The 26,122-nt window shown below is 73.6% G+C and carries 24 protein-coding genes and 1 pseudogene; 13 read left to right on the top strand and 12 right to left on the bottom strand.

The window, feature by feature from the left end:
* Positions 1-122, top strand: a pseudogene (locus NCI01_RS13980) (IS481 family transposase); the annotation flags it as partial.
* Here the strand turns inward: NCI01_RS13980 and NCI01_RS13975 are convergent.
* Positions 119-1,270, bottom strand: a complete 1,152-nt coding sequence (locus tag NCI01_RS13975) for a glycosyltransferase (protein WP_254182093.1) — start codon at positions 1,268-1,270, stop codon at positions 119-121. The pseudogene NCI01_RS13980 and the gene NCI01_RS13975 overlap by 4 nt on opposite strands.
* Positions 1,271-1,331: 61 nt before the next feature.
* On the opposite strand from NCI01_RS13975, the gene NCI01_RS13970 reads away from it, so the two are divergent.
* On the top strand, positions 1,332-2,267 hold the full coding sequence (locus NCI01_RS13970; RefSeq protein WP_254182092.1) for a DUF1353 domain-containing protein: 936 nt from the start codon (positions 1,332-1,334) through the stop codon (positions 2,265-2,267).
* 287 nt (positions 2,268-2,554) lie between these two features.
* Here NCI01_RS13970 and trhA read toward each other — a convergent pair whose 3' ends face one another.
* Complete coding sequence (gene trhA, locus NCI01_RS13965) at positions 2,555-3,280, bottom strand: PAQR family membrane homeostasis protein TrhA (protein WP_254182091.1); 726 nt, start codon at positions 3,278-3,280, stop codon at positions 2,555-2,557.
* A 95-nt stretch (positions 3,281-3,375) separates the two neighbouring features.
* On the opposite strand from trhA, the gene NCI01_RS13960 reads away from it, so the two are divergent.
* The 3 genes from NCI01_RS13960 to NCI01_RS13950 all read left to right on the top strand — a co-directional run bounded on the left by NCI01_RS13960 (position 3,376) and on the right by NCI01_RS13950 (position 6,798).
* The gene (locus NCI01_RS13960; protein ID WP_254182090.1) at positions 3,376-4,155 is read left to right on the top strand and encodes an isoprenyl transferase; all 780 of its coding nucleotides are present in this window, start codon (positions 3,376-3,378) and stop codon (positions 4,153-4,155) included.
* Between the two features lie 186 nt (positions 4,156-4,341).
* A complete protein-coding gene (gene phoH2 / locus NCI01_RS13955) occupies positions 4,342-5,730 on the top strand; it encodes an RNA 5'-3' helicase PhoH2 (protein WP_372495162.1) in 1,389 nt (462 codons plus the stop codon).
* Positions 5,731-6,105: 375 nt separating this feature from the next.
* Positions 6,106-6,798 carry an aggregation-promoting factor C-terminal-like domain-containing protein gene (locus NCI01_RS13950; protein ID WP_254182089.1) on the top strand — a complete coding sequence of 231 codons (693 nt, stop codon included), beginning with the start codon at positions 6,106-6,108 and terminating at the stop codon, positions 6,796-6,798.
* Here NCI01_RS13950 and NCI01_RS13945 read toward each other — a convergent pair whose 3' ends face one another.
* The 5 genes from NCI01_RS13945 to NCI01_RS13925 all read right to left on the bottom strand — a co-directional run bounded on the left by NCI01_RS13945 (position 6,799) and on the right by NCI01_RS13925 (position 10,405).
* Positions 6,799-7,461 carry a DUF4396 domain-containing protein gene (locus tag NCI01_RS13945; protein WP_254182088.1) on the bottom strand — a complete coding sequence of 221 codons (663 nt, stop codon included), beginning with the start codon at positions 7,459-7,461 and terminating at the stop codon, positions 6,799-6,801.
* Between the two features lie 77 nt (positions 7,462-7,538).
* Positions 7,539-7,745, bottom strand: coding sequence for a hypothetical protein (locus tag NCI01_RS13940; protein ID WP_254182087.1), 207 nt, complete (start codon positions 7,743-7,745; stop codon positions 7,539-7,541).
* Between the two features lie 45 nt (positions 7,746-7,790).
* The gene (locus NCI01_RS13935; RefSeq protein WP_308213223.1) at positions 7,791-8,495 is read right to left on the bottom strand and encodes a class I SAM-dependent methyltransferase; all 705 of its coding nucleotides are present in this window, start codon (positions 8,493-8,495) and stop codon (positions 7,791-7,793) included.
* Positions 8,496-8,571: 76 nt separating this feature from the next.
* Positions 8,572-9,954: a class II fumarate hydratase gene (locus tag NCI01_RS13930; RefSeq protein WP_308213222.1), complete on the bottom strand. Its 1,383-nt coding sequence runs from the start codon at positions 9,952-9,954 to the stop codon at positions 8,572-8,574.
* A 133-nt stretch (positions 9,955-10,087) separates the two neighbouring features.
* Positions 10,088-10,405, bottom strand: coding sequence for a hypothetical protein (locus NCI01_RS13925; protein ID WP_254182086.1), 318 nt, complete (start codon positions 10,403-10,405; stop codon positions 10,088-10,090).
* A 171-nt stretch (positions 10,406-10,576) separates the two neighbouring features.
* Here NCI01_RS13925 and NCI01_RS13920 point away from each other — a divergent pair, with 171 nt between their 5' ends.
* Genes NCI01_RS13920 through NCI01_RS13910 form a run of 3 tightly spaced genes read left to right on the top strand, consistent with a single transcriptional unit; the run spans position 10,577 to position 13,468 of the window.
* Positions 10,577-10,978, top strand: coding sequence for an ArsR/SmtB family transcription factor (locus NCI01_RS13920; protein WP_254182085.1), 402 nt, complete (start codon positions 10,577-10,579; stop codon positions 10,976-10,978).
* Positions 10,975-11,517: an SRPBCC family protein gene (locus tag NCI01_RS13915; protein ID WP_254182084.1), complete on the top strand. Its 543-nt coding sequence runs from the start codon at positions 10,975-10,977 to the stop codon at positions 11,515-11,517. The genes NCI01_RS13920 and NCI01_RS13915 overlap by 4 nt, the downstream gene beginning before the upstream one ends.
* A gap of 58 nt (positions 11,518-11,575) precedes the next feature.
* A complete protein-coding gene (locus NCI01_RS13910) occupies positions 11,576-13,468 on the top strand; it encodes a penicillin-binding transpeptidase domain-containing protein (protein WP_254182083.1) in 1,893 nt (630 codons plus the stop codon).
* A gap of 25 nt (positions 13,469-13,493) precedes the next feature.
* Here the strand turns inward: NCI01_RS13910 and NCI01_RS13905 are convergent, their stop codons facing one another.
* Positions 13,494-14,240 (bottom strand): spermidine synthase, encoded by a 747-nt coding sequence (locus NCI01_RS13905; RefSeq protein ID WP_254182082.1) that lies wholly within the window; start codon positions 14,238-14,240, stop codon positions 13,494-13,496.
* 143 nt (positions 14,241-14,383) lie between these two features.
* Here NCI01_RS13905 and NCI01_RS13900 point away from each other — a divergent pair, with 143 nt between their 5' ends.
* Complete coding sequence (locus NCI01_RS13900; protein WP_254182081.1) at positions 14,384-15,253, top strand: MerR family transcriptional regulator; 870 nt, start codon at positions 14,384-14,386, stop codon at positions 15,251-15,253.
* 38 nt (positions 15,254-15,291) lie between these two features.
* Here the strand turns inward: NCI01_RS13900 and NCI01_RS13895 are convergent, their stop codons facing one another.
* Complete coding sequence (locus NCI01_RS13895; RefSeq protein WP_254182080.1) at positions 15,292-15,525, bottom strand: hypothetical protein; 234 nt, start codon at positions 15,523-15,525, stop codon at positions 15,292-15,294.
* 114 nt (positions 15,526-15,639) lie between these two features.
* On the opposite strand from NCI01_RS13895, the gene NCI01_RS13890 reads away from it, so the two are divergent.
* Positions 15,640-16,503: a MerR family transcriptional regulator gene (locus NCI01_RS13890; RefSeq protein ID WP_254182079.1), complete on the top strand. Its 864-nt coding sequence runs from the start codon at positions 15,640-15,642 to the stop codon at positions 16,501-16,503.
* A gap of 4 nt (positions 16,504-16,507) precedes the next feature.
* Here NCI01_RS13890 and NCI01_RS13885 read toward each other — a convergent pair whose 3' ends face one another.
* Together NCI01_RS13885 and NCI01_RS13880 are read right to left on the bottom strand one after the other, a co-directional pair.
* Positions 16,508-18,220 (bottom strand): fumarate hydratase, encoded by a 1,713-nt coding sequence (locus tag NCI01_RS13885; RefSeq protein WP_254182078.1) that lies wholly within the window; start codon positions 18,218-18,220, stop codon positions 16,508-16,510.
* 39 nt (positions 18,221-18,259) lie between these two features.
* The gene (locus NCI01_RS13880) at positions 18,260-19,021 is read right to left on the bottom strand and encodes an isocitrate lyase/PEP mutase family protein (RefSeq protein ID WP_254182077.1); all 762 of its coding nucleotides are present in this window, start codon (positions 19,019-19,021) and stop codon (positions 18,260-18,262) included.
* Between the two features lie 63 nt (positions 19,022-19,084).
* Here NCI01_RS13880 and NCI01_RS13875 point away from each other — a divergent pair, with 63 nt between their 5' ends.
* Genes NCI01_RS13875 through NCI01_RS13865 form a run of 3 tightly spaced genes read left to right on the top strand, consistent with a single transcriptional unit; the run spans position 19,085 to position 22,723 of the window.
* Positions 19,085-20,152: an NAD(P)-binding domain-containing protein gene (locus NCI01_RS13875; RefSeq protein WP_254182076.1), complete on the top strand. Its 1,068-nt coding sequence runs from the start codon at positions 19,085-19,087 to the stop codon at positions 20,150-20,152.
* A gap of 21 nt (positions 20,153-20,173) precedes the next feature.
* Positions 20,174-20,986, top strand: coding sequence for a Cof-type HAD-IIB family hydrolase (locus NCI01_RS13870; protein ID WP_254182075.1), 813 nt, complete (start codon positions 20,174-20,176; stop codon positions 20,984-20,986).
* A 39-nt stretch (positions 20,987-21,025) separates the two neighbouring features.
* On the top strand, positions 21,026-22,723 hold the full coding sequence (locus NCI01_RS13865; protein WP_254182074.1) for a CapA family protein: 1,698 nt from the start codon (positions 21,026-21,028) through the stop codon (positions 22,721-22,723).
* 375 nt (positions 22,724-23,098) lie between these two features.
* Here NCI01_RS13865 and NCI01_RS13860 read toward each other — a convergent pair whose 3' ends face one another.
* Positions 23,099-26,029, bottom strand: a complete 2,931-nt coding sequence (locus NCI01_RS13860) for an ATP-binding protein (protein ID WP_254182073.1) — start codon at positions 26,027-26,029, stop codon at positions 23,099-23,101.
* Between the last annotated feature and the right edge of the window lie 93 nt (positions 26,030-26,122).

Raw genomic sequence — 26,122 nt, 5'->3', positions numbered from 1 at the left:
CCGACCGCGTCGCCGCCTACCCGACCTGGATCCATCACTACAATCACCACCGCGGCCACACCGCGCTCCAAGGCCTCTCACCGGCCGACCGCGTGCCCAACCTCCGTAGGGACAACACCTAGGGCGCGGCCGCTCCGACGACCACGGCGACGGCGGCGTCCACGTCCGGGAGGGCGTGCATCTCGGCCGCGACCGCCCGGCAGCGGCGGAGCATGGCGTCGTCGGCCAGGACCGCGCGCGCCTGCCGCGCGACCTCGGTGGGGGTCGCCGTCGCGGCGTCGAGCGTCGCGGCGACACCGAGCTGCCCGGCCCGCGACGCGTTGTGCGGCTGGTCCGCACCGAGGGGGAGCAGCAGGGAGGGCAGCCCGTGGGCGAGGGCGGCCATCAGGCTGCCCGAGCCGCCGTGCGAGACGACGAGGTCGACGCCCGGCAGCACCTCGGCCTGCGGCACGAACCGCTCGACCCGGACGTGCGCCGGCTGGGGGCCGAGGTCGTCGGGGTCGAGATCGCGACCGACCGTGGCCACCACGTCGACGTCGAGCTCGCCGAGGCCGGCCAGCAGGCGCTCGAACAGGTCGCCCGAGCCCTTGTTGAAGATCGTGCCGAGCGTGACGTACACGCGTCGCCTGCCCGTGGTCCTCCCCGTCGTCGGCCGCGGCGGGGCGAGCGCCGCCGACCGGTAGTGGACCGGGTGCACCTGGACGGGCGACTCCGGGCTCCGGAAGCAGGGCGCCGCGTCGGACAGCACCGGTCCCCTCGTCAGCCGCGTGAGGTCGGGGTCGGGTGCGAGCCCGTGCTCGGCGCGTACGGCGTCGAGCTCGGGGGCGACCAGCTCCGGACGCACGAGCAGGCCCGAGGCCAGCACGAGGTGGGTGACGACCGGGACGTCGAGCAGCTCCGCGGCGATCGTCGTACCCAGGTCGGTCTCGTCCCGGACGACGACGTCGGGCCGGAAGTCGGTGACGACGTCCGGCATCGCCGCAGCCATCCGGCGCGCGCCCCGCGACGCGAAGTTGGCGGCGAACTCGACCTCGCTCGCCCGGGCGTCCATGACCTCGAGCGGCTCGGCGGCGCGGGGCTGGGGTGCTCCACCGTGGTGCGCGACCGGGCTCGTGGCGTACGCCCGGAAACCGGCCTCCTCGATCCGCGGGACCAGGCCGCCCGAGCCGGCGATCGCGACGTCGTGGCCGGCTGCCCGCGCCGCGCGGGCGAGCGGCAGGAGGGGCGCCAGGTGACCGAGCCCGCCGACGAAGGTCACGAGGATGCGCATGGTGGCTGCAGCCTACGCACGGGCGCTGGAGGCTGTCGGTCCACGACGCCAGACTGGGGGGATGAGGGCTCGGGAGCGCACGGGTGGGATGGGCAGGCAGGTCGCGGTGGAGCCGCGCCGGTTCTACGACGGCGGCACCCTGCCGACCGCCGCGGGGCCGGGGGAGCCGCCCGACCCCGGCTCGGATCCCCGCATCGTCCTGGAGCGGCACTCAGAGGAGGGCGTCGAGACGTTCGCGCTCGAGCGCCGGCTGGCCTACCTCGACCGTCACCTCGGCGAGCTGCTCGTCCCCTCGCGCGCCGACTTCCGCACCGACCTGACCTCGGTGCCGGCCTTGTTCACGTGGCTCGTGCCCAAGACCGGGGCCCACCTGTCGGCCGCACTTCTCCACGACGCGCTCGTGGCCGGCCGCGGCGACGCGACGTCGTACGTCTCCACCGAGGGGCACGACGTGGACCGGGTCGAGGCCGACCGCGTCTTCCGTGACGCCATGGCCGACACCGGCACCGGGGTGATCCGGCGCTGGATCGTCTGGTCGGCCGTGACCGTGGCGACGATCTTCGTCGGCCGGGCCGTGCCGTGGTCGCGCGCCAGGCACTGGTCCTACCGGGTCGCGGCGGCGATCACGATCGCCTCGATCGTCTACCTCGGCTGGAGCGCGACCAGCGACCTCTTCGACCGCTCGTGGGTCGGGGCGGTCGACGTGCCGTGGATGGGGGACCGGCCGTGGTGGGTCGAGCTGGCGGGTGGCTTCGCGGGTGCCGTCGTGCTGCCGCTGGCGCTCAGCCTGCTCTGGGGCCGGCTGCGGATGGCGGGTGCGATCGCCGGGGTGATGCTGGCCGTGCTGCTCCACGTCACCGTCGGCCTGGCCGTGATCGGGGCCACCTACCTCGGGCTCGAACGGCTGGCCCGCCGCTCGCCCCTCGCCGCCTGGGTGCTGGCGGGCGTGGTCGTGGCCGCCTCGCTAGTGGTGTTCGCCGTGCTCAGCCTCGGCTGACGCGAGGTCTCGCGAGGTGATCGGTCGCGGGCCGGTCGCGGGGTAGTCGAGGCCGATCTGGTCGGTCCCGGGGTTAGTTAAGGCCGATTTGGCCGGTCCCGGGGGTAGTTAAGGACCAGATGGTCATTCCAGTCGGTCCTGACGACCATTTCGTCCTTAACTACCCCGACTACCCCGGACGACCCCGACTACCCCGGACGACCCCGACTACCCCGGACGACCCCGACTACCCCGGACGACCCCGGACGACCCGGGCGACCCCGAGGGCCAGGACGACCCCGCGGATGTCAGCGGAGGGAGTACGTCGCCAGCGAGACGCCGACGTAGTGGGCGGCGAAGGCCAGGATCGTGAACGAGTGGAACACCTCGTGGAAGCCGAACCACCGCGGCGAGGGGTTGGGTCGCTTGAGGCCGTAGACCACGCCGCCGAAGGTGTAGAGCACGCCGCCGACCGCGACCAGCACGAGCGTCGCGACCGCGATGCCACTGCTGAAGCGGTCGGCACCTTCCATGAACTGCGGGATGAAGAACACCGCCGCCCAGCCCAGGGCGATGTACATGGGCGTGTAGAGCCACCGAGGCGCGTCGGTCCAGAAGACGCGGAACAGCACGCCGGCGATCGCGGCACCCCAGACGACGAGCAGCAGCGTCGTACGGGCGCTGCCCTCGAGGAAGAGCAGGGCGTAGGGCGTGTAGGTGCCGGCGATGAGCACGAAGATGTTGGCGTGGTCGAAGCGGCGCAGGAACGCCCAGGTGCGCGGCGACCACGTGCCGCGGTGGTAGATCGCCGAGACGGTGAACACCAGGAGTGCGGAGAACGCGAAGGCGGCCGAGCCGATCCGGGTGGCGGGCGTCGGGGAGAGGGCGACGAGCACGATGCCGGCGGCCAGGGCCACCGGGGCGGTGCCGGCGTGCAACCAGCCGCGGAGGTGGGGCTTGATCTCCGCCATCTTGTCGGCCATCACCTCGCCGGCACGCTCCACGGCGTGCTCGACGCGGTCGCGGGACGTCATGCCGGGGTCTCCATGGAGCAGAAACTACCCGGCCGGAGGTGAGGCGCGCAGTCGTCATGACCGAGTGCCCGGCCACACGGCGTTACGATCGGTGGGTGGTCAACGTGAAGGACGCCGTGCGACGGGTGCTCTACCCGGCCTACGAGTCCCGTGTGGTGAAGTTCCTGCCCCACGACCAGATCCCCCACCACGTGGGCGTGATGCTCGACGGCAACCGCCGGTGGGCCAAGGCGGTCGGGCTCAACACCGCCGAGGGCTACCAGGCCGGCGCCGACAACATCCGCCCGCTGCTCGGCTGGTGCGAGGAGGTGGGTGTCGGTGTCGTCACCCTGTGGCTGCTGTCCAGCGACAACCTCACCAACCGTCCGCCCGAGCAGCTCACCGGCCTGCTGACGATCATCGAGGGCGCCGTCGAGTCGCTCGCCGAGGCCCGTCGCTGGCGGATCCACCCCGTCGGCGCGCTCGACCTGCTGCCGACCGAGACGGCCGAGCGGCTCAAGGCGGCCGAGGAGGCCACCCGCGACATCGACGGCCTGCTCGTCAACGTCGCCGTCGGCTACGGCGGGCGTCGCGAGATCGCCGACGCCGTACGCGCCCTGCTGGCCGACCACGCCGCCAAGGGCACCTCCCTCGAGGAGCTCGCCGACATCATCGACGTCGAGCACATCGCCGAGCACCTCTACACCAAGGGCCAGCCCGACCCCGACCTGGTGATCCGCACGTCGGGGGAGCAGCGCCTCGGCGGCTTCCTGCTCTGGCAGTCGGCCAACTCGGAGTTCTACTTCTGCGAGGCCCTGTGGCCCGACTTCCGCCGGGTCGACTTCCTGCGCGCGATCCGGGCGTACGCCCAGCGCGAGCGCCGCTTCGGCGGCTGAGCCGGCTGCTCGCAGACGTCATCTCCCCGTCACCTCGCGTTCGGGCGTGTCGTCCCGGATCGGGGCGCCGCCGGGCGTAATTTCGGCCACATCGGCAGGTGGGGAAGCCTGCTGAACCGGGAGGAAACCTTGGGCACTCAGATGGGAGCTCTCCGGTCCGTTGAATGACATCGGGCCGGGCGAGGAGTGCGCGCGCCGACCCGCAGCAAGGGGTTAGTCGTGGCCAGCAAGACCTCACCCAGCAGCTCCGCACCGCCCGTCCCGTCCGCCGACCCGGGCGACCGCCTCACCTACGTCCTCGACACCAGCGTCCTGCTGGCCGACCCGGCCGCGATCAAGCGCTTCGCCGAGCACGAGGTCGTCCTCCCGGTGGTGGTGATCACCGAGCTCGAGGGCAAGCGCAACCACCCGGAGCTCGGGTTCTTCGCCCGCTCCGCCCTGCGGGCGCTCGACGAGCTGCGCATCGTCCACGGCCGCCTCGACCAGCCGGTCGCGATCGGCACGGAGGGCGGCACGCTCCGCGTCGAGCTCAACCACACCGACCCCGAGTCGCTCCCGTCGGGCTTCCGGCTCGGTGACAACGACACCCGCATCCTCGCCGTGGCCCGCAACCTCGCCAACGAGGGGCACCGCGTCACGCTGGTCAGCAAGGACCTGCCGCTGCGCATCAAGGCCTCCGCCGTCGGGCTGGACGCGGAGGAGTACCGCGCCGAGGCCGTCAGCAGCTCCGACACCGGCTACACCGGCATGGCGGAGCTCGAGCTCACGGCCGGCGACCTCGACGAGCTCTACGAGGACGGGGTCGTCGACCTCGCCGAGGCCCGCGACCTGCCGTGCCACAACGGGCTCGTGCTGCTCTCCGACCGGGGCACGGCGCTGGCCCGGGTGGGGGCCGACAAGCGCGTGCACCTCGTGCGTGGGGACCGCGACGCCTTCGGCATCCACGGCCGCTCCGCCGAGCAGCGGGTGGCGCTGGAGATGCTGCTCGACCCCGAGGTCGGCATCGTCTCCCTCGGCGGTCGCGCCGGCACCGGCAAGTCGGCGATGGCGCTCTGCGCCGGGCTCGAGGCCGTGATGGAGCGACGCCAGCACAAGAAGGTCGTGGTCTTCCGGCCGCTCTTCGCCGTCGGCGGCCAGGAGCTCGGCTACCTGCCCGGGTCGGAGAACGAGAAGATGTCGCCCTGGGCGCAGGCCGTCTTCGACACCCTCGGCGCGCTGACCGGCAAGGACGTCATCGACGAGGTGATGGACCGCGGGATGCTCGAGGTGCTGCCGCTGACGCACATCCGTGGCCGCTCCCTCCACGACGCGTTCGTGATCGTCGACGAGGCCCAGTCGCTGGAGCGCAACGTGCTGCTGACCGTCCTCTCGCGCATCGGTGCCAACTCGAAGGTCGTGCTCACCCACGACGTCGCCCAGCGCGACAACCTCCGCGTGGGGCGCCACGACGGCATCGTCGCGGTCGTGGAGAAGCTCAAGGGCCACCCGCTCTTCGCGCACGTCACCCTCACCCGCTCCGAGCGCTCGCCCATCGCCGCGCTCGTGACCGAGATGCTGGAGGACGTCACCCTCTGACGCGACCGGTGTCGCGGCCCTCGCCGGTGCTGTGACGCCGGGTTAGAGGCTGTACCCACCCCCGTGCATCACGGTGGGTACAGCCCTCAACCCGGCGTTACAGCGGTCACGTCCGCGCGGCGGGTGAGGTCAGTGTGAACCTACGTGACGCTTGTGACGCAAGTGACGACACCGGTTGTGCAGTTCGGTTTGCACGCGGTCCGAGCCTCATGCAGGGTGTCTCGTGACCGTTTCGTGACCTCGGTCGTCGGCAGGACGCGGGAACCCCCCATCAACCGCCCGTCCTGTCGGACCCGGTCCTTCGTGGTCGACCCGCGCCCCCGTGCACGACCCGGCGTGACCACCACCCCTGTCGTCAACCCCCCGTGAGCCCCTGTGTCGAAGTCAGACAAGTACGTCCCGAAGCACCGCGCGCCCGGCAAGCACAAGGCCGTGCGCGCGCCACGTCGTGCGCTGCGCACCGGCGTCGCCCTGACCGGCCTGGCCGCCGCCGTGACCGGCGTGAGCGTGACCGGCGGCCTCGCCTCGAGCGACCCCGACGTGCTCACCCCCGCGGCCGCGGACGTGGCCACCACGTCCCCGACCGCGTCCCCCAGCGCGTCCCCGACCGCCTCCGCCGAGGCCGCCGGGGAGGCGTCGGAGTCGGCCGCGCCCGAGCGTCGCTCGTCGCGCGAGGTGGCGTCCCGCTCGGCCCGGCGCACCGACAAGACGAAGGCCGCCGCGCTCGCGATGACCGGTGGCTCGGCCGTGACGCGCTCGGAGAGGCTGTCCGAGGGCGACCCGCGCGACATCGCCCGTGCGCTGCTGCCGGCCTACGGCTTCTCCTCCGACCAGTTCTCCTGCCTCGACTCGCTCTACGTCAGCGAGTCGGACTGGCGCGTCGACGCCGACAACCCGACCTCGTCGGCGTACGGCATCCCGCAGGCCCTCACGCAGCTCCACGACCTGCCCGCGGACTACATGACCTCCGCCGAGTCGCAGATCCGGTGGGGCCTCGAGTACATCCAGGACACCTACGGCACCCCGTGCAGCGCGTGGAGCTTCAAGCAGGGCAACGGCTGGTACTGATCACCGCACGCCGGCCGCATGGCCGCCGGTGTCGGACGGGGCCTCCACCTCGGACGGGGACTCGAGCTCGTCGGCGATCGAGACGACGAGGCCGCCGAGCATGAACGCCACGATGGTGGCCACGAGCGCCGAGGTCGCCAGGTCCGGGATGAAGCGCCGCGCGCCCTCCGGCTCGGCGCCGTGGAACCCGTGGGTCAGCGCGTGGCCCTTGCCGCGCGCCAGCAGGTAGCGGTTGACCGGCCAGGCCGCGAAGAACGCCACGGTCAGCGCGAGCATCATGGAGAGCCAGAAGACCGGGTTGACCAGCCCCGCCTCCATGGCGCCCGGGATGGCGGCCATCACCAGGTTGTCGACGAGCTCCATCGTGGCGATCGACAGGGTGTCGGCCGCGAGGACGACGGCCAGCGCCGCGCCGAGGCCGAGGCCCGCACGCAGGAGCGGCAGCGTCGACAGCGCGTAGCCGAAGAGGAAGGCCAAGGCGACCGCGATGGCGATCGTGGCGAGGTTGCCGAGGCCGAGAGCGGTGCCGATCATCAGGCCGAGGACCTCGCCGATGGCACAGCCGGTGAGGCAGTGGAGGGTGGCGGACACCGCCATCGCGTTGGTGCTGCCCATGTCGTGGTGGGAGTCGTGCTCCAGGTGGGTGGCGTGTGGGTGGTCCATGCGTCGGACCATACCCCCGGGGGGTATCTACGTCAAGGGTCGGGTGGCGGGCACGGTCGTCGTCATCACGCAGTTCTTCAGGCGCCGCGCTCCACGAACGAGCGCTTCAGGGCCCGGTTGGCCTCCCTGCCCTGTCCGCGATCGGGGCCGTCGGGGTGGAAGGCGATGCAGTAGCAGCCGCCAAAGATGCCGTTGTGCCGGATGACGAGGTCGTCGAAGGCCGGCCAGGTCTCGGGCGTGAGGGGCTTGATCTCGTACGACGTCTCGCCTCGGGTCGCGGTCATCTGCCGAGGCTAGGCCGGGTTCCGGACGACCGGCAGCCCCTGTCGTCAGCGCGCCTCGAAGACCGTGACGTGGCCGGCGCAGGTCCGCGGACCCTCGAAGGGCGGCAGCACCAGGCCCTCCCCGGCCGTGTCGAGGTAGGCCTGCGCCTCGGCGTGGTCGGCGAACACGGCGCGCGTCTCGAGGTCCTGGCGGCGTACGTCGCTGAAGTGCCGGCCGAGCGCGTGCTCGCCGTTCTCGCTGGAGAAGGTCGTCACCATCCGGCGGCCCCCGGCCTCGCGGCGCAGGTCGGCGAGGGTGTCGTCACCGTTGGTGACCGCGACGAACGTGCCACCCGGGCGCAGCACCCGGCGGACCTGCGCGAGCGCCCGGTCGATGTCACGCACGTGGTAGAGCATCCAGCCGGCGTAGACGACGTCGAACGTGTCGTCCTCGAAGGGGAGGTAGCAGATGTCGGCCTGTCGGGCGTCGACGCCGCGTGCCGCCGTCAGCTCGACGAAGCGCTCGGAGAGGTCGACCGCGACCAGCGTGACACCCGGCAGTGCGTTGATCCGCTCTGCCATCACCCCGGTGCCGCAGCCCACCTCGAGGACCGAGGAGTCGCCGGTCATCGCGCGGTCGATGGCCTTGAAGGCCTCGTCGGCGGGGTCGCGGCCGTCGTCGGTCGGGCGCCAGACCGAGCGTCGCGTCTCGAGCCGTCCCTCCGTCCCGTACTGGTCGCGCACGTGCTCGGGGCTGGTGATGTCGTCCACGGGTGCACGCTCTCACGGACCGCCGACGTCGTCGCGGCAGGCGCCCGGCCAGGAGGTGTCGGTCAGCCCGTGTCGGTCAGCGGCCCGTCATCGAGTCGACGTCGAGGGCGGCGTCGAGCTGCTCCTCGGTGAGGTCGCCACGCTCGACGTAGCCCATGGCGATCACGGTCTCGCGGATCGTCGCCCCGTCGGCGAGCGCCTTCTTGGCCACCTTGGCCGCCTCCTCATAGCCGATGTGGGCGTTGAGGGGGGTGACGACCGACGGCGAGGACTCGGCGTAGCGGCGCATCCGCTCGGCATCCGCAGTGATGCCGTCGACGCAGCGCTCGGCGAGCAGCACGGTCGAGGTGGAGAGCACGTGGATCGACTCCAGCAGCGCGTGCGCCATGACCGGCATCTGCACGTTGAGCTCGAAGCTGCCGGACGCCCCGGCCCACGCGATGGTGGCGTCGTTGCCGACGACGCGGGCGCAGACCATCAGGGTCGCCTCGGGCAGCACCGGGTTGACCTTGCCCGGCATGATGCTCGACCCGGGCTGCAGGTCGGGGAGGTGGATCTCGGAGAGCCCGGTGGTCGGTCCCGACGACATCCAGCGCAGGTCGTTGCAGACCTTGGTCAGGCCGACGGCGATGGTGCGCAGCACGCCGGACAGCTCGACCAGGGAGTCGCGCGTGCCCTGCGCCTCGAAGTGGTCGCGCACCTCGGTGAAGGGCTGGCCGGTCCGCTCGGACAGGGCGGCGATCGCCCGCTCGGCGAACGCGGCCGGGGTGTTGATGCCGGTGCCGACGGCGGTCCCGCCGAGGGGCAGCTCGCGCACGCGGGGGAGCACGCCCTCGAGCCGCTCGACGCCGAGCCGCAGGGTCGCGGCGTAGGCGCCCATCTCCTGCCCGAGCGTCACGGGCGTGGCGTCCATGAGGTGGGTGCGGCCGGACTTCACCGTGTCGGCGAACTCCTCGGCCTTGGCCTCGAAGGACGACGCGAGCCGGTCGAGCGCGGGCAGCAGGTCGTCGACGACGGCGAGCGTGGCGGCGACGTGGATGCTCGTCGGGAACGTGTCGTTGCTGCTCTGCGAGGCATTGACGTGGTCGTTGGGGTGGACCTCGACGCCCGCGCGGGCAGCCAGGGTCGCGATGACCTCGTTGGCGTTCATGTTCGAGCTCGTGCCGGAGCCCGTCTGGAAGACGTCGATCGGGAACTCCGCGTCGTGGGTGCCCGCGGCGATGGCGTCGGCGGCGGTGACGATCGCCTGCGCCTGCTCGTGCCGTACGACGCCGAGTGCGGCGTTGGCGGTCGCGGCGGCTGCCTTCACGTGGGCGAGCGCCTGGACATGGCGCGGCTGCAGGGTGAGGCCGCTGATCGGGAAGTTGTCGATCGCACGCTGCGTCTGGGCCCGCCACAGGGCGTCGCGAGGCACCTGCACCTCGCCCATCGAGTCGTGCTCTGTCCGTGTCTCGGTCACGGCTCGACCGTACCCACTGTCAGCGCGCGTACGCCTCGCCGGCGGCACGGATCGGGCCCGGTGCAGGACGCCCCGCCGACCCGGGGACGGTCGGCGGGGCGTCGGTGGCGGAGTGGTCAGTGCCAGGGACTGATCAGCACCAGGGGTAGATGAACAGGCTGTCGTCGCCGGCGCGGTGGTCCGCGAGGACGACCGACAGGGGGAGCGGGTCGGGCAGGGCGGCGACATCGGTGCCGGCGCGAGGGGCGACGCCGACCGACACGGCGGTGGCGATGGGCAGCCCGTCGCGGGCCACGGTCGAGAACAGCCCGGCGGTCTTGAGCGTGCTGATGCCGGCACGCATGCAGTCGGTGTCCGGCTTGGCCTGGGCCGCGGCGGGAGCGAGGACCACCGTGGCGGCGGCGAGGGACACGGCGGCGAGGCCGGCGGCGGTGCGGGAGGTGCGGGTCATGTCGTTGCTCCTTGTGGGGGGATCAAGGTCGGACGCCCACCGAACCACCGCCCGGCCCTGCGTGTCGAGGGTTTGTCCAAGGTCTGTCTGAGGTTTGTCCAGAGTCGTCGTCGGGCGGCGGGATGTTCGGCCAGCCTTGACAATTGGTAACACAAAGGTTACTAATACTGGGTGGACCCGTTCGCCGCCCTCGGTGACCCCGTCCGCCGTGACCTGGTCGTGCGGCTGGCGCAGGGACCGGCGCGGGTGGTCGACCTGACCGCCGATCACGCCATCAGCCGGCCGGCGATCAGCAGGCACCTGCGGGTGCTGGCCGAGGCCGGCCTGGTGGAGGCCGAGGACCGTGGGCGCGAGCGGCACTACCGGCTCCGGCGCGAGGGGCTCGCGGCCCTGGGCGACTGGCTGGCCGCGCTGGAGGGCTCCGGTGCCCCCCGGCCGCGCTTCACCACCTCGGACTTCGACGGCCTCGACCTCGAGGTGCGCCGGACCGGCCGCGAGCGCCGGGCCGCGACCGAGCCTGCACCCGGGCGCCCGACCAGCCACCCATCCCCACCGCAGGAGGACACCGCATGAGCAACACCTTGATGACCGGCCGGCGCGAGCAGCGCGACGGCAGCACCCTGCTCGTGATCGAGCGCGAGTTCCGGGCCCCGGTGGAGGACGTCTGGGCGGCGTGCACCGACCCGTCGCGCATGGAGCGCTGGATCGGCACGTGGAGCGGCGACCCGGCCAGCGGGTCGGTCAGCTTCCGGATGACCGCGGAGGGTGACGACGTGCCGGCCGAGGAGATGGACGTCCTGGCGTGCGAGCCGCCGCGGCGCTTCGTCGTACGCGGTCGTGAGCCTCAGCCCTTCAGCGAGGACGGTTCCGGGGAGACCGCGTTCTGGGAGATGGAGCTCGAGCTGGAGGAGACCGACGGTGTCACCTCGCTGCGGTTCGTCCAGGTGCTCGCACCGGGCGCGACGGGCGTCGAGATGGCCGCGAGCGTCGGGCCGGGCTGGGACTACTACCTCGACCGCCTGGGCGCGGCGCTCTCGGGTGACGACGTGGACCGCGTCGACTGGGAGGCTTACGCCGGCGGGTCGTCCGACTACCGCGAGCGCTTCGCCTGAGCCGCGCCTCGCGGCGTGGCCGCTTGGAGCGGCGCTCGCCGACCGGGAGCATGGGGGCATGCGATCTCTCCGTCTCGGGGTCGCCGCTCTGCTCGTGGGGGTGGGCTCGGGCTGCTCCGTGCTCGGTGGCGACGACACCGCCCCGCCGTCCGGAGTGGCCGACGACCTCGCCGCCGCCCTGTCGGGGCACTCGCTCGGCGACGTGCCGCTGACCGACGAGGCCGACCGTGCCGCGTTCGCCGAGCTCGTCTCGCCGCTCGAGGAGGTGCCGGTCGCCGTCGAGGTCGCCTCGGTCGAGGAGGTCGAGGGCGCCGGTGACGAGGCCGGCTCGGCCACGGCGACGCTGGCCTGGCGGTGGCAGCTCACCGACACCGCGCCGTGGGAGTACGACACCACGGTCGCGCTGGTGCCCGACGGGACCGGGTGGCAGGTCGACTGGGCGCCGGAGGCGCTGGTGCCCGACCTCGCCGAGGGCGACACCCTCGGCCTGCGCACCCTCCCGCCGGTGCGCGGCGACATCACCGGCGCCGGGGGAGCGGTCCTCGTGACCGAGCGGCCGGTGCTGCGCTACGGGCTCGACAAGACCAAGGTCGATGGCCCGCAGGTCGCCCGGAGCGCCCGCCGGATCGCCCGGGTCCTCGACGTCGACGTCGCGTCCTACGTCGAGCGCGCGGAGGCGATGGGCGCCGAGGCCTTCGTCGAGGCGCTCGTCCTGCGCGAGGACGACGCCCTCGACGTGCTGCCCGGGTTCGCGAAGATCCGCGGCGCGCTCGCCGTGCGCGACACGCTCCCGCTGGCCCCGACGCGCGAGTTCGCCGCCGCCCTCCTCGGCCGGGTCGGACCCGCCACGGCCGAGGTCGTCGAGGCCTCCGACGGGCGCATCGCCGCCGGCGACGAGGTCGGACTGTCCGGCCTCCAGGAGCGCTACGACGAGCAGCTGCGCGGCGTGGCCGGCACGTCCGTGGTCGCCCGCGACGCCGACGACCGGCTGCGCACGCTCGCCGAGGTCCCCGCCGCCGACGGCGCCGACCTCGCCACCACCCTCGACCCCGTCCTGCAGCAGAAGGCCGAGGACGTGCTCGCCGGCCTCGGCGAGGGTGCCCCGGCAGCCGCCCTCGTGGCGATCCGGCCCTCCGACGGCGCCGTGCTGGCGAGCGCCAACGGCGCCGGGGCCGCCGGCGCCGACCTCGCCATGACCGGGCAGTACGCGCCCGGGTCGACGTTCAAGGTCGTCACCTCGCTCGCGCTGCTGCGCAGCGGGATGGGGGTGGACGACGTCGTGTCCTGCCCCGCCACGACGGTCGTGGACGGCCGGTCGTTCAAGAACTACGACGACTACCCGGCCACCGCGATCGGTGACATCACCCTCACCCAGGCCATCGCCCAGTCGTGCAACACCGCGCTCATCGGCAACGCCGACCGCCTCGCCGAGGGCGACCTCGCGGCCGCCGCGCAGGCCCTGGGGCTCGGCACCGACCACGACCTCGGCTTCCCGGTCTACTTCGGGCAGGTGCCGCCGCCGGAGACCGAGACGGGGGCCGCCGCCGACATGATCGGCCAGGGCACCGTGCTGGCCAGCCCGTTCGCGATGGCCACGGTCGGCGCGTCGGTCCGGGCCGGGCGGGCCGTGCTGCCGGTGCTCCTGCCCGACCACCAGGTCGAGCAGGTGCCCCCGCAGGCGCCGCTCACCGGTCCCGAGTCCGGCACGCTCCGCGGACTGATGCGGGCCGTGGTGACCACGGGGTCGGGCCGCTTCCTCCAGGACGTCCCCGGCGAGGTGGGTGCCAAGACCGGCACCGCGGAGCACGGCGAGCCGGACGCCTCCGGCGCCCTTCCGACGCACGCGTGGATGATCGCGACGCGCGGCGACCTCGCGGTCGCGGTCTTCGTCGAGACCGGCGTCTCGGGGTCGCAGACCGCCGGCCCGGTGCTCGAGGCCTTCCTGCGCTGAAGGTGCCGAGGGCGCTGGGGGCCGGTCAGCGGCGGGCCAGGTAGAGGAAGTACTCCTCCGGGCGGTCCTGCAGCAGCACGTCGTGGGCCTGCTCCTCCGCGGCGCCGAACACCGTCCGGAGCGAGTCCAGCAGCTCGGGCGCCGCGCTGGCCGACCACACCACCAGGACGCCCCCGGGGCCCAGGACGTCGCGGCAGCGCCGGAGGAACTCCTCCTCGTAGACCGCCTCGTTGCTCTCGTGCACGAGGTAGCCCGGTCCGTTGTCGACGTCGAGGAGCACCAGGTCGTAGGACGAGCGCGCCTCGGCGATCGCCATCGCGATGTCGGCGTTGACGACGCTCGCTCGGGTGTCGGCGAGCAGGGCGGGCCCGTGGGGCACCGTCCCGTCGCGCATCCACCGGATCAGCGACTCCTCGATCTCCACCACGACGGCCCGCTCGACACGCGGGTCGGCCAGCACCCGCTGCAACGTGAAGCCGAGGCCGAGCCCGCCGACCAGCACCGCCGACGGCTCGTCGACCAGCTCGAGCGCCTGCGCGGCGAGCTCGATCTCGCTCGTCGTCTCCAGGGTGTCCATCACGAAGACCCCGTTAACGCGGAGCTCGAGGACGTCGGCGCCGGTCCCGGACGTACGCCGCCGCAGCACCACCTCGCCGCGCGGGCTCTCCGCCCGGGCGACCTCCGCGCTCGACCCCGCGCTCGATCCCGCGGTCGATCCCGCGGTCGATCCCGTGCTCGTCCCGACGTCGTGGGGCGTCCCCTGGCTCACCATGGGGCCATCCTGCCAACCCCCGAGGGGGTCCCGGCGGCCGCCCGCGCGCGGGCCTGACGGCGAGCCCTGTCCATGGTCGGCGCACGCCAGATCATGTCGCGAAATGGCTGCCCAGACGCGCCGGGCGCGTCTACCGTGAAGGTGTGTACACCGTCGGCCGCACCGCAGAGCTCACCGGCGTGCCCTCCGGGACCCTCCGCAAGTGGGAGCAGCGCTACGGGGTGGTCGCCCCGCAGCGCTCGCGCGGCAACTATCGGCTCTACGACGACGAGGCGGTGCGCCGCCTCAGCGTGATGCGCAGCCTCGTCGAGGCCGGCTGGACCGCGCAGGAGGCGGCGCGCCACGTGGCCGAGGACGTCGCGGCCGCCGAGGCGGAGGTCGGGCGCCCTGAGGAGCCGGCCTACGAGGCCCGCTTCGAGGGCCTCGTCGGCTGTGCCCAGGACTTCGACGTCCCCCGGCTCGAGCAGCTGCTCGCCGAGGGTTTCGCCGACATCGACGTCGTGTCGGTGGTCGACGACTGGCTGCTGCCCTCGATGGTCCACCTCGGCAAGGCGTGGCAGCGCGGGCTCATCTCGGTGGCCGGTGAGCACTTCGTGACGGGCGCCGTGCACCGCAGGCTCGCGATCACCTTCCAGTCGCTGCAGCCGGCCCCGAGCGGTGGCCCGCGTGTCGTCGTCGGTCTCGCGCGGGGCTCGCGCCACGAGATCGGTGTGCTGGCGTTCGCCCTGGTGCTGCGCTCGCGCGGGGTGGCGGTGACCTACCTCGGGGGCGACCTGCCGCTCGAGGCCTGGGTGGGAGCCGTCCGGCTCATCGAGCCCCGGGCGGTCGTGCTCGCCGCCCCGACGATCGAGGACCTCCCCGCCGTGCGCGAGGTGAGCGACGCGCTCGCGCCGCTCACGGAGGTGCTCCTCGGTGGTGCCCACCAGAACCGTGTCGAGGGGCCCGTGCACCTCGGGCACCACGCGGGTGCGGCAGCGGCGGCGCTGGCCACCCGCCTCGGCGCCGTCAGCTGACGCGGGCGCTCGGCGGGCCGGGTTCAGCGGGCGGGGGCTCAGCGGGCGGTCGTCGCCGTCGGCTCCTCGGCGCAGCCGCTGCTGAACCAGTAGCTGCCCACGATGTCCATGCGGCAGTGGCTGTCGGTCGCGGGGGCCTCGGACATCGCAGGCGACGCGCCCAGCACGGAGCCGAGGGCCGCGGCCGCGAGGACCGCGATGCCCGCCACGCGCAGGCCACGGCCGGAGCGCACCTCGAGGTCGGTCGTCGGCAGGGCCGTCATCGTCGTCATGGGTTCTCCTGAGGAGTGCGCCTGCGGGTTGTCCACAGTTTGTCCACCGTTGGTGGACAAGAGGACAGTAGGACTCTGTCCACACTTTGTCCAAAGTTCGCTACCCTCATGGGTGTGTACACCGTCGGACGCACCGCACAGCTCACGGGCGTGCCCCGCGAGACCCTGCGCAAGTGGGAGCAGCGCTACGGAGTCGTGTCCCCGGCCCGCACCGAGGGCAACTACCGCCTCTACGACGACGAGGCGGTCCGCCGCCTCTCGGTGATGCGCGACCTCGTCGACTCGGGGTGGGCGCCGCGCGACGCCGCCCGGCGCGTGCTGGACGAGCCGGTCGGCACCGTGGCGGCCGAGCCCCGGCCGGGGTCGCCGCTGTCGCGGCTCGACGACCTGGCCTCGTGCGGCCAGGACTTCGACGTCGTACGGCTGGAGAGCATGCTCGACAAGGCGTTCGCCGAGGGCGACCTGGCGATCGCGGTGGACGAGTGGCTGATGCCGTCGCTCGTGCGCCTCGGCGAGGCCTGGCAGCAGGGCACCGTGAGCGTGGCCGGTGAGCACTTCGTGAGCGCGGCGGTGCTGCGCCGGCTGGCGCAGGCCTTCCACCAGCTCCCGCACGCCGAGCCCGGGGCGCCGCACGTGATGACGGGGCTGGCACGGGGCTCGCGCCACGAGCTGGGCGTCCTGGCCTTCGCGCTGGTGCTGCGCAGCAGGGGCGTCAATGTCACCTACCTCGGCGCCGACCTGCCCGTCGAGAGCTGGGTCGACACCGCGCGCGTGCTGATGCCCGACGCCGTCGTGCTCTCGGTCCCGACCGTGGAGGACCTGCCGGCGGTGCGCGAGGCCGTTCAGGCGATCGCGCCCATCGCCACCGTGCTGCTCGGCGGGGCCCACCAGGGCCGCGTGGAGGGAGCGGAGGCGCTCGGGCACCGGATCGGCGAGGCGGCCGCCGACTTGGCGGCGCGCCTCAGCGCGACCCGCTGAGGGACTACTTCTCGGCCGAGCGGACCCGGATCCCGGCCCCCGTCAACGAGCTGAGCGGTACGGTGACCGCGCCGGAGGGGTCGGTGAAGAAGTCGTTGCCCTTGTCGTCGACGACGATGAAGGCCGGGAAGTCCTCGACCTCGATCTTCCAGACCGCCTCCATGCCGAGCTCCTCGTACTCCACGACCTCCACCGACCGGATGCAGTCCTGCGCCAGGCGGGCGGCCGGGCCGCCGATCGAGCCGAGGTAGAACCCGCCGTGGGCGTGGCACGCCTCGGTGACCGCCTTGGAGCGGTTGCCCTTGGCGAGCATGACCATCGAGCCGCCGGCGGCCTGGAACTGCTCGACGTAGGAGTCCATGCGCCCGGCCGTGGTCGGGCCGAAGGAGCCGGACGGCATGCCCTCCGGGGTCTTGGCGGGGCCGGCGTAGTAGACCGGGTGGTTGCGCAGGTAGTCGGGCATCTCCTCGCCGGCGTCGAGGCGCTCCTTGATCTTGGCGTGCGCGATGTCGCGGGCGACGACGAGCGGTCCGGTGAGCGAGAGACGCGTCTTGACCGGGTGCTTCGAGAGCTCGGCGAGGATGTCGGCCATCGGCTGGTTGAGGTCGATCGGCACCACCGCGCCGCCCTCGATGTCGTGGGCCATGCCGGCGTCGGGCATGTAGTGGGCGGGGTCGGTCTCGAGCTGTTCGAGGAAGACGCCCTCCGGCGTGATCTTGCCGAGCGCCTGCCGGTCGGCGGAGCAGGAGACGGCGATCGCGACCGGGCAGGACGCGCCGTGGCGGGGGAGCCGGACGACGCGCACGTCGTGGCAGAAGTACTTCCCGCCGAACTGGGCGCCGATGCCGAAGGACTGGGTGAGCTCGAAGACCTTCTCCTCCAGCTCGGTGTCGCGGATGCCGTGGGCGGCCATCGAGCCCTCGGTCGGCAGGTCGTCGAGGTAGTGCGCGGAGGCGTACTTGGCGGTCTTGAGCGCGAACTCCGCGCTGGTGCCGCCGATGACGATCGCCAGGTGGTACGGCGGGCAGGCGGCGGTGCCGAGCGAGCGGATCTTCTCGTCGAGGAACTCCATCAGCCGCGTCGGGTTGAGCACGGCCTTGGTCTCCTGGAAGAGGAACGACTTGTTAGCCGACCCGCCGCCCTTGGCCATGAAGAGGAACTTGTACTCGGGCACGTCCTTCGCGGGCGTGGAGTAGAGCTCGATCTGCGCGGGCAGGTTGGTGCCGGTGTTCTTCTCCTCGAACGTCGTCAGCGGCGCGAGCTGCGAGTAGCGCAGGTTGAGCCGCGTGTAGGCGTCGTAGACCCCTCGGCTGATCGCCTCGCCGTCGTCGGCGCCGGTCAGCACGCCCTCGGACTTCTTGCCCATCACGATCGCGGTGCCGGTGTCCTGGCACATCGGGAGCACGCCGCCGGCGGAGATGTTGACGTTCTTGAGCAGGTCGAGGGCGACGAAGCGGTCGTTGCCCGACGCCTCGGGGTCGTCGATGATCTTGCGCAGCTGGGCGAGGTGGCCGGGCCGGAGGTAGTGGCTGATGTCGTGCATCGCCTCCTCGGTGAGCCGCCGGATCGCCTCGGGCTCGACCTTGAGGAAGGTGCGGCCGTCGACCTCCTGGGTCGAGACGCCCTCGGTGGTGATCAACCGGTAGGGAGTCTCCTCCGCGCCGTTGGAACCGGCGGTCGGGAGGAGGTCGGAGTAGTGGAATTCAGCGGCGCTCACGGCCCGTGATGCTACGCCGGGTCGGCGCCCGCCCGGACGTCACCTCCAGGGCTCGACCAGTGCCGCGAGCTCGGGCGCGAGCTCCTGCATGAGCTTGGGGCCGAAGGTCACCCGGTGCACGCCCATCGCCTGCAGGTCCTCCAGCGACCCGGCGGCGCTGCCGGTGCGCGGGTTGGCGATGACGTTGACCGGCCCGGAGAGGGCGTCGAGCAGGGCCTGCAGCGCCGCCGCGTCGGGCACGCCGACGGGGTAGACGCAGCGCGCGCCCGCCTCCTCGCACGCCTGCAGCCGGGTGATCGCCTCGCCGACCGGGTCCTCGAACCGGTCCTTCTTGAGGAAGACGTCGGTGCGTGCGTTGACCACCAGGTCGACGCCGGCCGCGTCGGCGGCCTGGCGGATCGCGCCGATGTAGTCGGCGTGCTCGGCCACCGACCGCATCCGCCCGCCCTCGGAGTGAACGGTGTCCTCGATGTTGAGGCCGACGGCGCCGGCCTCGAGCAGCCGCTCGACCAGCTCGGCCGGCGCGGCGCCGTAGCCGGCCTCCATGTCGGCGGTGACCGGGGCCTCGGGCACGGCCGAGCAGATGCGGCGTACGCCGTCGAGGGCGTCGTCGAGCGTCATGTGCTCGTTGTCGCCCTGGCCACGGGAGTCGGCCAGCGGGTGGCTGCCGATGCTGAGCGCGCCGAAGCCGGCGCCGGCGACGACTTTCGCGGACCAGGCGTCCCAGACGTTGGGCAGGACTAGCGTGGAGCCGGTGTGGTGGAGGTCGAGGAGGGTCGTGGCGCGCGTCGCGATGTCCATGCCCCGAGGCTGCCACGTGGCCGGTCACGGGCATAGAGCCGAGCGGGTCGGCGTTGGGACGGCATGCACGTCCTCGACTCCGTCGTCATCGGCGCCGGCCAGGCCGGGCTCGCGGCGTCCTACTTCCTGCGCCAGCGGGGCATCGACCACCTCGTGCTCGACGCCAACCCGGGGCCCGGCGGGGCCTGGCAGCACCGGTGGCCGTCGCTGAGCATGGACGACGTGCACGGGGTCGCCGACCTGCCGGCGTCGACCGCCCCCGACGGCAGCGGCCGGGCGGCCAACCTCGTGGTGCCGGACTACTTCGACGGCTACGAGCGGTGGCACCACCTCCCCGTGGTGCGCCCGGTGAACGTGGACCGCGTCGACAGCGAGGGCGACCTCCTCGTCGTGCGCGCCGGCGACCGCGTCTGGCGCACCCGGACCCTGGTCAACGCCACGGGCACCTGGACGCGTCCGTTCGTGCCGCACTACCCGGGCATCGGCACCTTCGCGGGCGAGCAGCTGCACACCGCCGGCTACCCGGGCGCCGACCACTTCCGGGGCAGGCGCGTGCTCGTGGTCGGCGGCGGCGCCTCCGCGGTCCAGCTCCTCGGCGAGCTCGGGCCCGTCGCCGACACGATGTGGGTCACCCGCCGCCCACCGGTGTGGCGCGACGCCGACTTCGACTCCGCTGCCGGCCTCGCCGCGGTCACCGCCGTCGAGGAGCGCGTACGACGTGGGCTGCCGCCGGCGAGCGTCGTCAGCGTGACGGGCCTGGCGCTGCGTCCGCAGGAGCAGGAGGCGGCCCGGCTCGGCGTCTACGACCGGCGGCTGCCGATGTTCGAGCGGATCGAGCCCGACGGGGTGCGGTGGGCTGATGGGCGCTTCGAGCCGGTCGACGTGATCCTCTGGGCCACCGGCTTCCGCCCCGCCGTCGACCACCTCGCGCCCCTCGGCCTCAGGTCGCCGGAGGGCGGCATCGCCCTCGTCCCCGTGCCCGGCAACGTGCAGGGCGCGACCACGACGGTGCGCGACCCGCGCGTGCAGCTGGTGGGCTACGGCCCGTCGGCGAGCACCGTCGGTGCCTCGCGCGCCGGTCGTCAGGCCGCGCTCGCGGTGTCGCGGCACCTGGCCGCTGCGGCGGCCTGACGGGCGCATAGCGTCTTCCGCATGCGACTCCGACTGGTGGCGACCGACCTCGACGGCACCCTGCTGCGCGGGGACCGCAGCGTGAGCCCGCGCACCCGCGCCGCGCTCGACGCCGCCCGCGCCGCGGGGGTGCACGTCGTGCCGGTCACCGCGCGGCAGCCTCTGGGGGTCCGCCCGCTCGCCGAGGCGGCCGGGTTCGACGGGTGGGCGGTGTGCTCCAACGGCTCGCTGGGCATCCACCTGACCACCGGCGAGCGGATCTTCGAGGAGCCGGTCGCCGTGGAGGCGCAGCAGCGGCTGGTCGCGGCGCTGGCCGAGCGCATCCCGGGCCTGCTGCACGTCAGCGTCCGGGACGGCGGCGAGGGCTTCGTCGCGCAGGAGGGCTACGCCGCCCTGGCGACCTACGAGGACCACAAGCGCGACGTGTCGACCATGTCGGGCCACGACCTCGCGGAGGTGCTCGCCGAGCCGAGCCTCAAGCTGATCGTGCGGCACCCCGAGCTCGGCGTGCCCGAGCTGCTCGCGGCCGCCCGCGCGCTCGGGCACGACGACGTCGCGCTGACCCACTCGGGCGCACCGTTCCTCGAGGTGATGGCCGCCAGCGTCAGCAAGGCCTGGGGCGTCGCGCGCCTGTGCGAACGGCTGGGCATCGACCGCGAGGAGGTGGTCGCCTTCGGCGACGCCCCCAACGACGTGGAGCTGCTCGCGTGGGCTGGGCTAGGCGTGGCGGTGGCCAACGCGGTGCCCGAGGCACTCGACGTCGCCGACGAGGTCACCGCCTCCAACGAGGACGACGGGGTCGCGCTCGTCCTCGAGCGGCTGCTCACCTCGTGACGCCGCCACCCGTTGGGGTGGCCCCGGCAGACTCGGGGGATGGAGGGACGGGCACGACACCTGGCCGGAGTCGTCGCGTGCGTGCTCGTCGCGTCCGGCTGCACGTCGCCGTCGCCCGCTGAGGAGCCCCCGCCACCCGGCGCCGCGACCGGCAGCACGACCACGACGTCGCCGAAGCGGAGTGGTCAGGTGACCATCGCCCTCGGCGGCGACGTGCACTTCGAGGGGGTGGCCGACCGGCTGCTCGAACGCCCGGGTGGGCTGGGGAGCATCGCCCGGACGCTGCGCGCCGCTGACGTGGCCATGGTCAACCTGGAGACGCCGGTGACGCAGCGGGGGCGGCGCGACCCCAAGGAGCTGGAGAACGCGGGTGACCGCTACTGGTTCCGCACCCGCCCTGCTGCCCTGGACGTGCTCGCCGACGCCGGTGTCGACGTGGTGAGCGTGGCCAACAACCACGCGGGCGACTACGGCGCGACCGGCCTGCAGGACACGCTGGCCGCCGGACGGGAGCGCGGAGTCGCGATGGTCGGCGCCGGCCGGGGCGAGGCGGCGTACGCCCCCCACGTGGTCGAGGTCGGCGAGCTCGAGGTCGCCTTCCTCGCGGCCGACATGGTCCAGCGCGAGGGCTCCAGCGACGTGTGGACCGCGCGCCCCGGCCGTCTCGGGACGGCCTCGGCGCGCGGCAGCAACGCCGACGCGCTGGTCGCCGCCGTCGAGGCGGCGTCGGCGCGCGACCAGCTCGCCGTGGTCTACCTGCACTGGGGACGGGAGTACCAGTCCTGCCCGACGCAGTCGCAGCGGCTGCTCGCGCGCGACCTCGCCGACGCGGGTGCGGACGTCGTCGTGGGCAGCCACTCGCACGTCCTCGGTGGCACGGGCTGGGTGGGTGACGCGGTGGTGGGCTACGGGCTGGGCAACTTCGTCTGGTACCACGACCGGCAGGCCGCGTCCGGCGTCCTCTCCGTCACCCTCGACAGCGGGGGAGCGGTGGGGAAGTCGTGGACTCCCGCGCGCATCTCGCCCGACGACGGCCGGCCGGTGCCGCTCGCCGGAGCCTCCCGGGCCCGCGCCGTCGCCGACTGGCGCGACCGGCGGCGCTGCACGGGGCTGGCGGGCGAGCGGGGGCAGGCCCAGGCCGACGACCCGGCGTACGCCTCGACGGTCAGCCGCGTCGACGCCGACCTCGCCGACCGGATGCGCCGCAGCCACCGGCCCGGGTGCCCGGTGCCGCTGCGCGAGCTGCGCCACCTCCGGATGACGCACCGCGACTTCGACGGCCGCGCCCGCACCGGCGAGATGGTCGTCCACCGGCGGTGGGCCGACGACGTGACCGAGGTCTTCGGTCGCCTCTACGACGCGGGCTTCCCGATCGCGCGGATGCGGCTCGTCGACGACTACCGCGCCGACGACGACCTCTCCATGGCGGCCAACAACACCTCCGGCTTCAACTGCCGGCGCGTCGCGGGGCAGACGAGCTGGTCGCAGCACGCCTACGGGGAGGCGATCGACATCAACCCGGTGCAGAACCCCTACGTCCGCCCCGGGAGCATCGATCCGCCGGCGGGGCGGGCCTACGCCGGGGTCCGCCGGGACCGCTCGGCACCGGACCGGCTCGGCGTGATCCGCGCGGGCGACCTCCCGGTCACGGCGTTCGCCCGGATCGGCTGGGAGTGGGGCGGCTACTGGGAGTCGTCGAAGGACTACCAGCACGTCGCGGCACCGCGGAGGCGATGACCCGCTCGGCGTGACGGTCCAGACCGTTGACGAGTGCGGTGTCAGCCTTCGTCAACCCGTGTCAACCACGGCCGTGGCGGTTCCACTGTGGAGGGACTGCCGGTCCAGCCGGGCCCGGCACCACGGAGGGACACGGCCATGGGCGCCGACACGGGCACCGACGCGCACGCGGTCCGCCGCTGGGTGACCACCCTGGCCGCGGCGGCTGTCATCTGGGCGGGCCTTGCAGCGTGCACCCCCTACGTCGACATGCCGGTCACGGACACCAGCCGCGACGAGGTGGTCGAGAGGAGAAGCGTCCCCGTGCCGGACTACACCTCGGGCAACCGCCTCGACTTCAGGGACGAGTACGGCCGGCACCCGGCTCGGGAGCGGTCAACCGGTCCCGCCCGTCGAGCGACGTCGTGCCGTCTGCCCGGCGGACGTCTCGGTGATGACGCGGGACAGCGGGACGTGCTCGCGGGCGTCGGCCGCGGCACGTCGCAGCAGCCGCTCGGCGACGACGCCCTGTCCCTCGCGGAGCGCGACCTGGGCCGCACGCCACCGGCAGTAGGCCGCCGAGTGCGGTCGGCCGAGGTGACCCCAGGCCGTCGCGGCGCGCGACCACTGGTCCACCGTGTCGGTGCCGCGGGCACGGACGAGCTCGACGTCCCACGTCGCGCCGGCTGCCACCCCCGCCGATGACCGCCGGGGATCCAGCGGGTCGAGCCGGGCCCGTCGACGCAGGTCCTCCAGCGCCGCGAGCGCCCGCGGTGCCGTCGGGTCCCTCGTCCTGCGTCCGGGACGCGTGCACATGTCGGCCACGGCCCTGGCGAGCACCAGGTAGGCGAGCCAGTAGTCGACGATCCCGCGTGAGTCGAGGAACGCCTCGAGGGGGTCGTGCAGGACCGCCCACGCCTGCTCCGGCTCCTCCTGCCACAGCAGTGCCATCGCCTCCCACACCGCCCGGTTGAGCCGGTTGCGGGTGCTGCCGCCGAGCTTCACCAGCCCGTGCATCGTCCGGCGCGCGTCTTCGGGACGACCCTGGACGATGGCGAGGCGCGCCGAGGCCCACTGCCCCGGCCAGTCGTCATAGCTCTGCGAGCGAGGCACCTCGGCCATGCGGGCGGCTGCGTCACTGGTCCGGCCGGCATCGAGGTAGGCCTCGACGACGTTGGCCTTGACCATGGTGAGGAGGTGGAAGTCGAGCTGCCACTCGCGCCCGAGGTCGAGCGCCCGCCGGGCGGCCTCCTCGACCTCCTGTGGTGGGCGGTGGTGCTGCAGCAGCACGTCGGTGTGCATCATCGCCAGGTAGGCCTCCCGCCACGGTCCGGCCGTGCCGCGCACGCGGCTCCGCGCCCGGCGGAACAGGTCGAGCGCTGCGGCGAGGTCGCCGAGGTGGCCCACGTGCCAGCCCAGGGTCGCGGCGGTCTGGAGGTAGAGGGCGCCGTCGTCGAGCTCCGCGCACGCGTCGAGCGCGGCCTGCAGGTCCTGCGTGGCCTCGTCGTAGCGGGCGAGGCCCATGAGGGCGTTGGCCCGCTGGTCGAGGAGGTGCACGAGGCCGGCGCTGACGGGGTGGCCCGCCAGGAGGTCGAGCGCGCGGCCGGCCAGCGCGACGGCGGCCTCCGGGTCGTCGCCCACCAGCCAGGCGACCTGCGCCGCGCGACGCAGCACCCTGGCCGCCTGCTCGTCGGGGAGCGCGTCGACGTCGGGCTGCTCGTGGTCGACCAGGGCCGCGCAGGCCTCGAGCCGGCCCGAGAGCTGGAGGGCGTCGAAGGCGCACAGCCAGGCCGTGACGACGCCCTCGGGCGCGACGACGTGCTGGCGACCCAGCTCGAGGACCCGCAGCCAGTGCTCGGCCTCGGAGCGTGGGTCGGTGCGGCGGCGCGCCTGACGGGCGGCGGCGGCTCGCCACCGGGCCTCCTCCGAGGTGTCACCCGACAGCCGCCAGTGCTCCGCGACCACGGCCGCGTCGGCTCCACCGTGCCCGAGCAGCCGGGCGAAGGTGCGGTGCAGCCGTCGTACCTCGCCGGGGAGCAGCCGGCGACGGGCGGCGTCGGCGAGGAGCGGGTGCGCCAGCCTGACCATGTCGGTCGCGCCCACGCTCACGAGGTGTCGTCCCGCGAGCTGCCGGAGCGCGACGAGCACGGTGTCCTCGTCGAGACCGGTCGCGCGCGCGAGCAGCTCGACGTCGAGCGGCCGGTCGGCGACCCCCAGAGCGGTGGTCACCCGGTCCTGCTCGGGGGTGAGGTCGCCGAGGCGCCGGTCGAGGAGGTCGGCGAGCAGCGGCGGGAGCGTCGGGTCGTCCCCCTGGACCGCCAGCTGCGCGGTGAAGAGCGGGTGCCCCCGGGACCGCGCGTGGATGCGTCGGGCCCGGTCCGGCGTGACGTCGGGCCACCCGGCCAGCCGGAGCTGGTCGTGCGTCTCCTCCAGGGTGAGCGGGCCGAGGTCGACGGTCCGGACCCCCGGCAGCGCCTGCACGCGACCGAGCCAGTCGCTGCGCCGCCGCGGGACCGTGGGGTCGTCCAGTCGCCACGTCACCGTGACGGGCACGTCGCGGTCGCGCGAGAGGACGTACTCCAGCAGGTCGAGGGTGGTGTCGTCCGACACGTGCAGGTCCTCGACCACCAGCGCGAGCGGGCGTGACGCCGCGAGCCCGGCGAGCACGGCCGCGACGGCGGCGTAGAGGTGCTGCTGGGCGAAGTCGACGTCGTCGGTGGAGGGCGCGTCGCGACCCAGCTCCGGCAGCAGCCGGGCGAGCGCCCCGCGCGCATAGCCCGGGCACCCGGACAGCGCGAGGTCGACCCACCGGCCCCCGTCCGGGTCGTGGATCGACCGGAGCAGCTCCACGACGGGCATCAGCGGCACGTCGGTGGAGAACGGCAGGCACCGCCCGACGGCCACGTGGGTGTCCGTCCGGGCCGCGGCCGCGTGCACGAGCGTGGACTTGCCGATGCCGGCCTCCCCGGTCACCACCAGGAGGCCGCCCCTGCCGGCGAGGTGGTCGCGCACCACCGCGAGCTCGGTGCGACGACCCGCGATCTCCGGCGACGGGGCGGGAGCCTCGTCCGTCGACGACGCCGCCAGCCACAGCGCGTGGAACTCCGACCGGCGCCCGCCCAGCGCCTCCACCAGCAGCTCGACGGTCCCCCACGGTGGCAGGGCACCGCTCGAGAAGGCCTTCGAGACCGTGGTGTGGGAGACGCCGGTCAGCCGGGCGAGCGTGCGGAGGCTGGGCCAGCCGGCCCGGTGGTGCAGGTCGTGCAGGCCACGGACCAGGTCGTGGTGCGCGCCCGGTGGCAGGTCCGGGCTGGGTAGCGCGCCCATGTCACCTCCGGCAGCCACTGGTGCAGTGCCCGAGACGTCCTCTTCCCAGAATCCGACTCCCGAGGGGTCGTGTCCACGCATTTCGACGACAGG

Origin of the sequence: Nocardioides pinisoli (assembly GCF_024199985.1) — a bacterium.
Taxonomy (GTDB): Bacteria; Actinomycetota; Actinomycetes; order Propionibacteriales; family Nocardioidaceae; genus Nocardioides; species Nocardioides pinisoli.
This window is presented reverse-complemented; position numbering and strand designations above follow the sequence as displayed.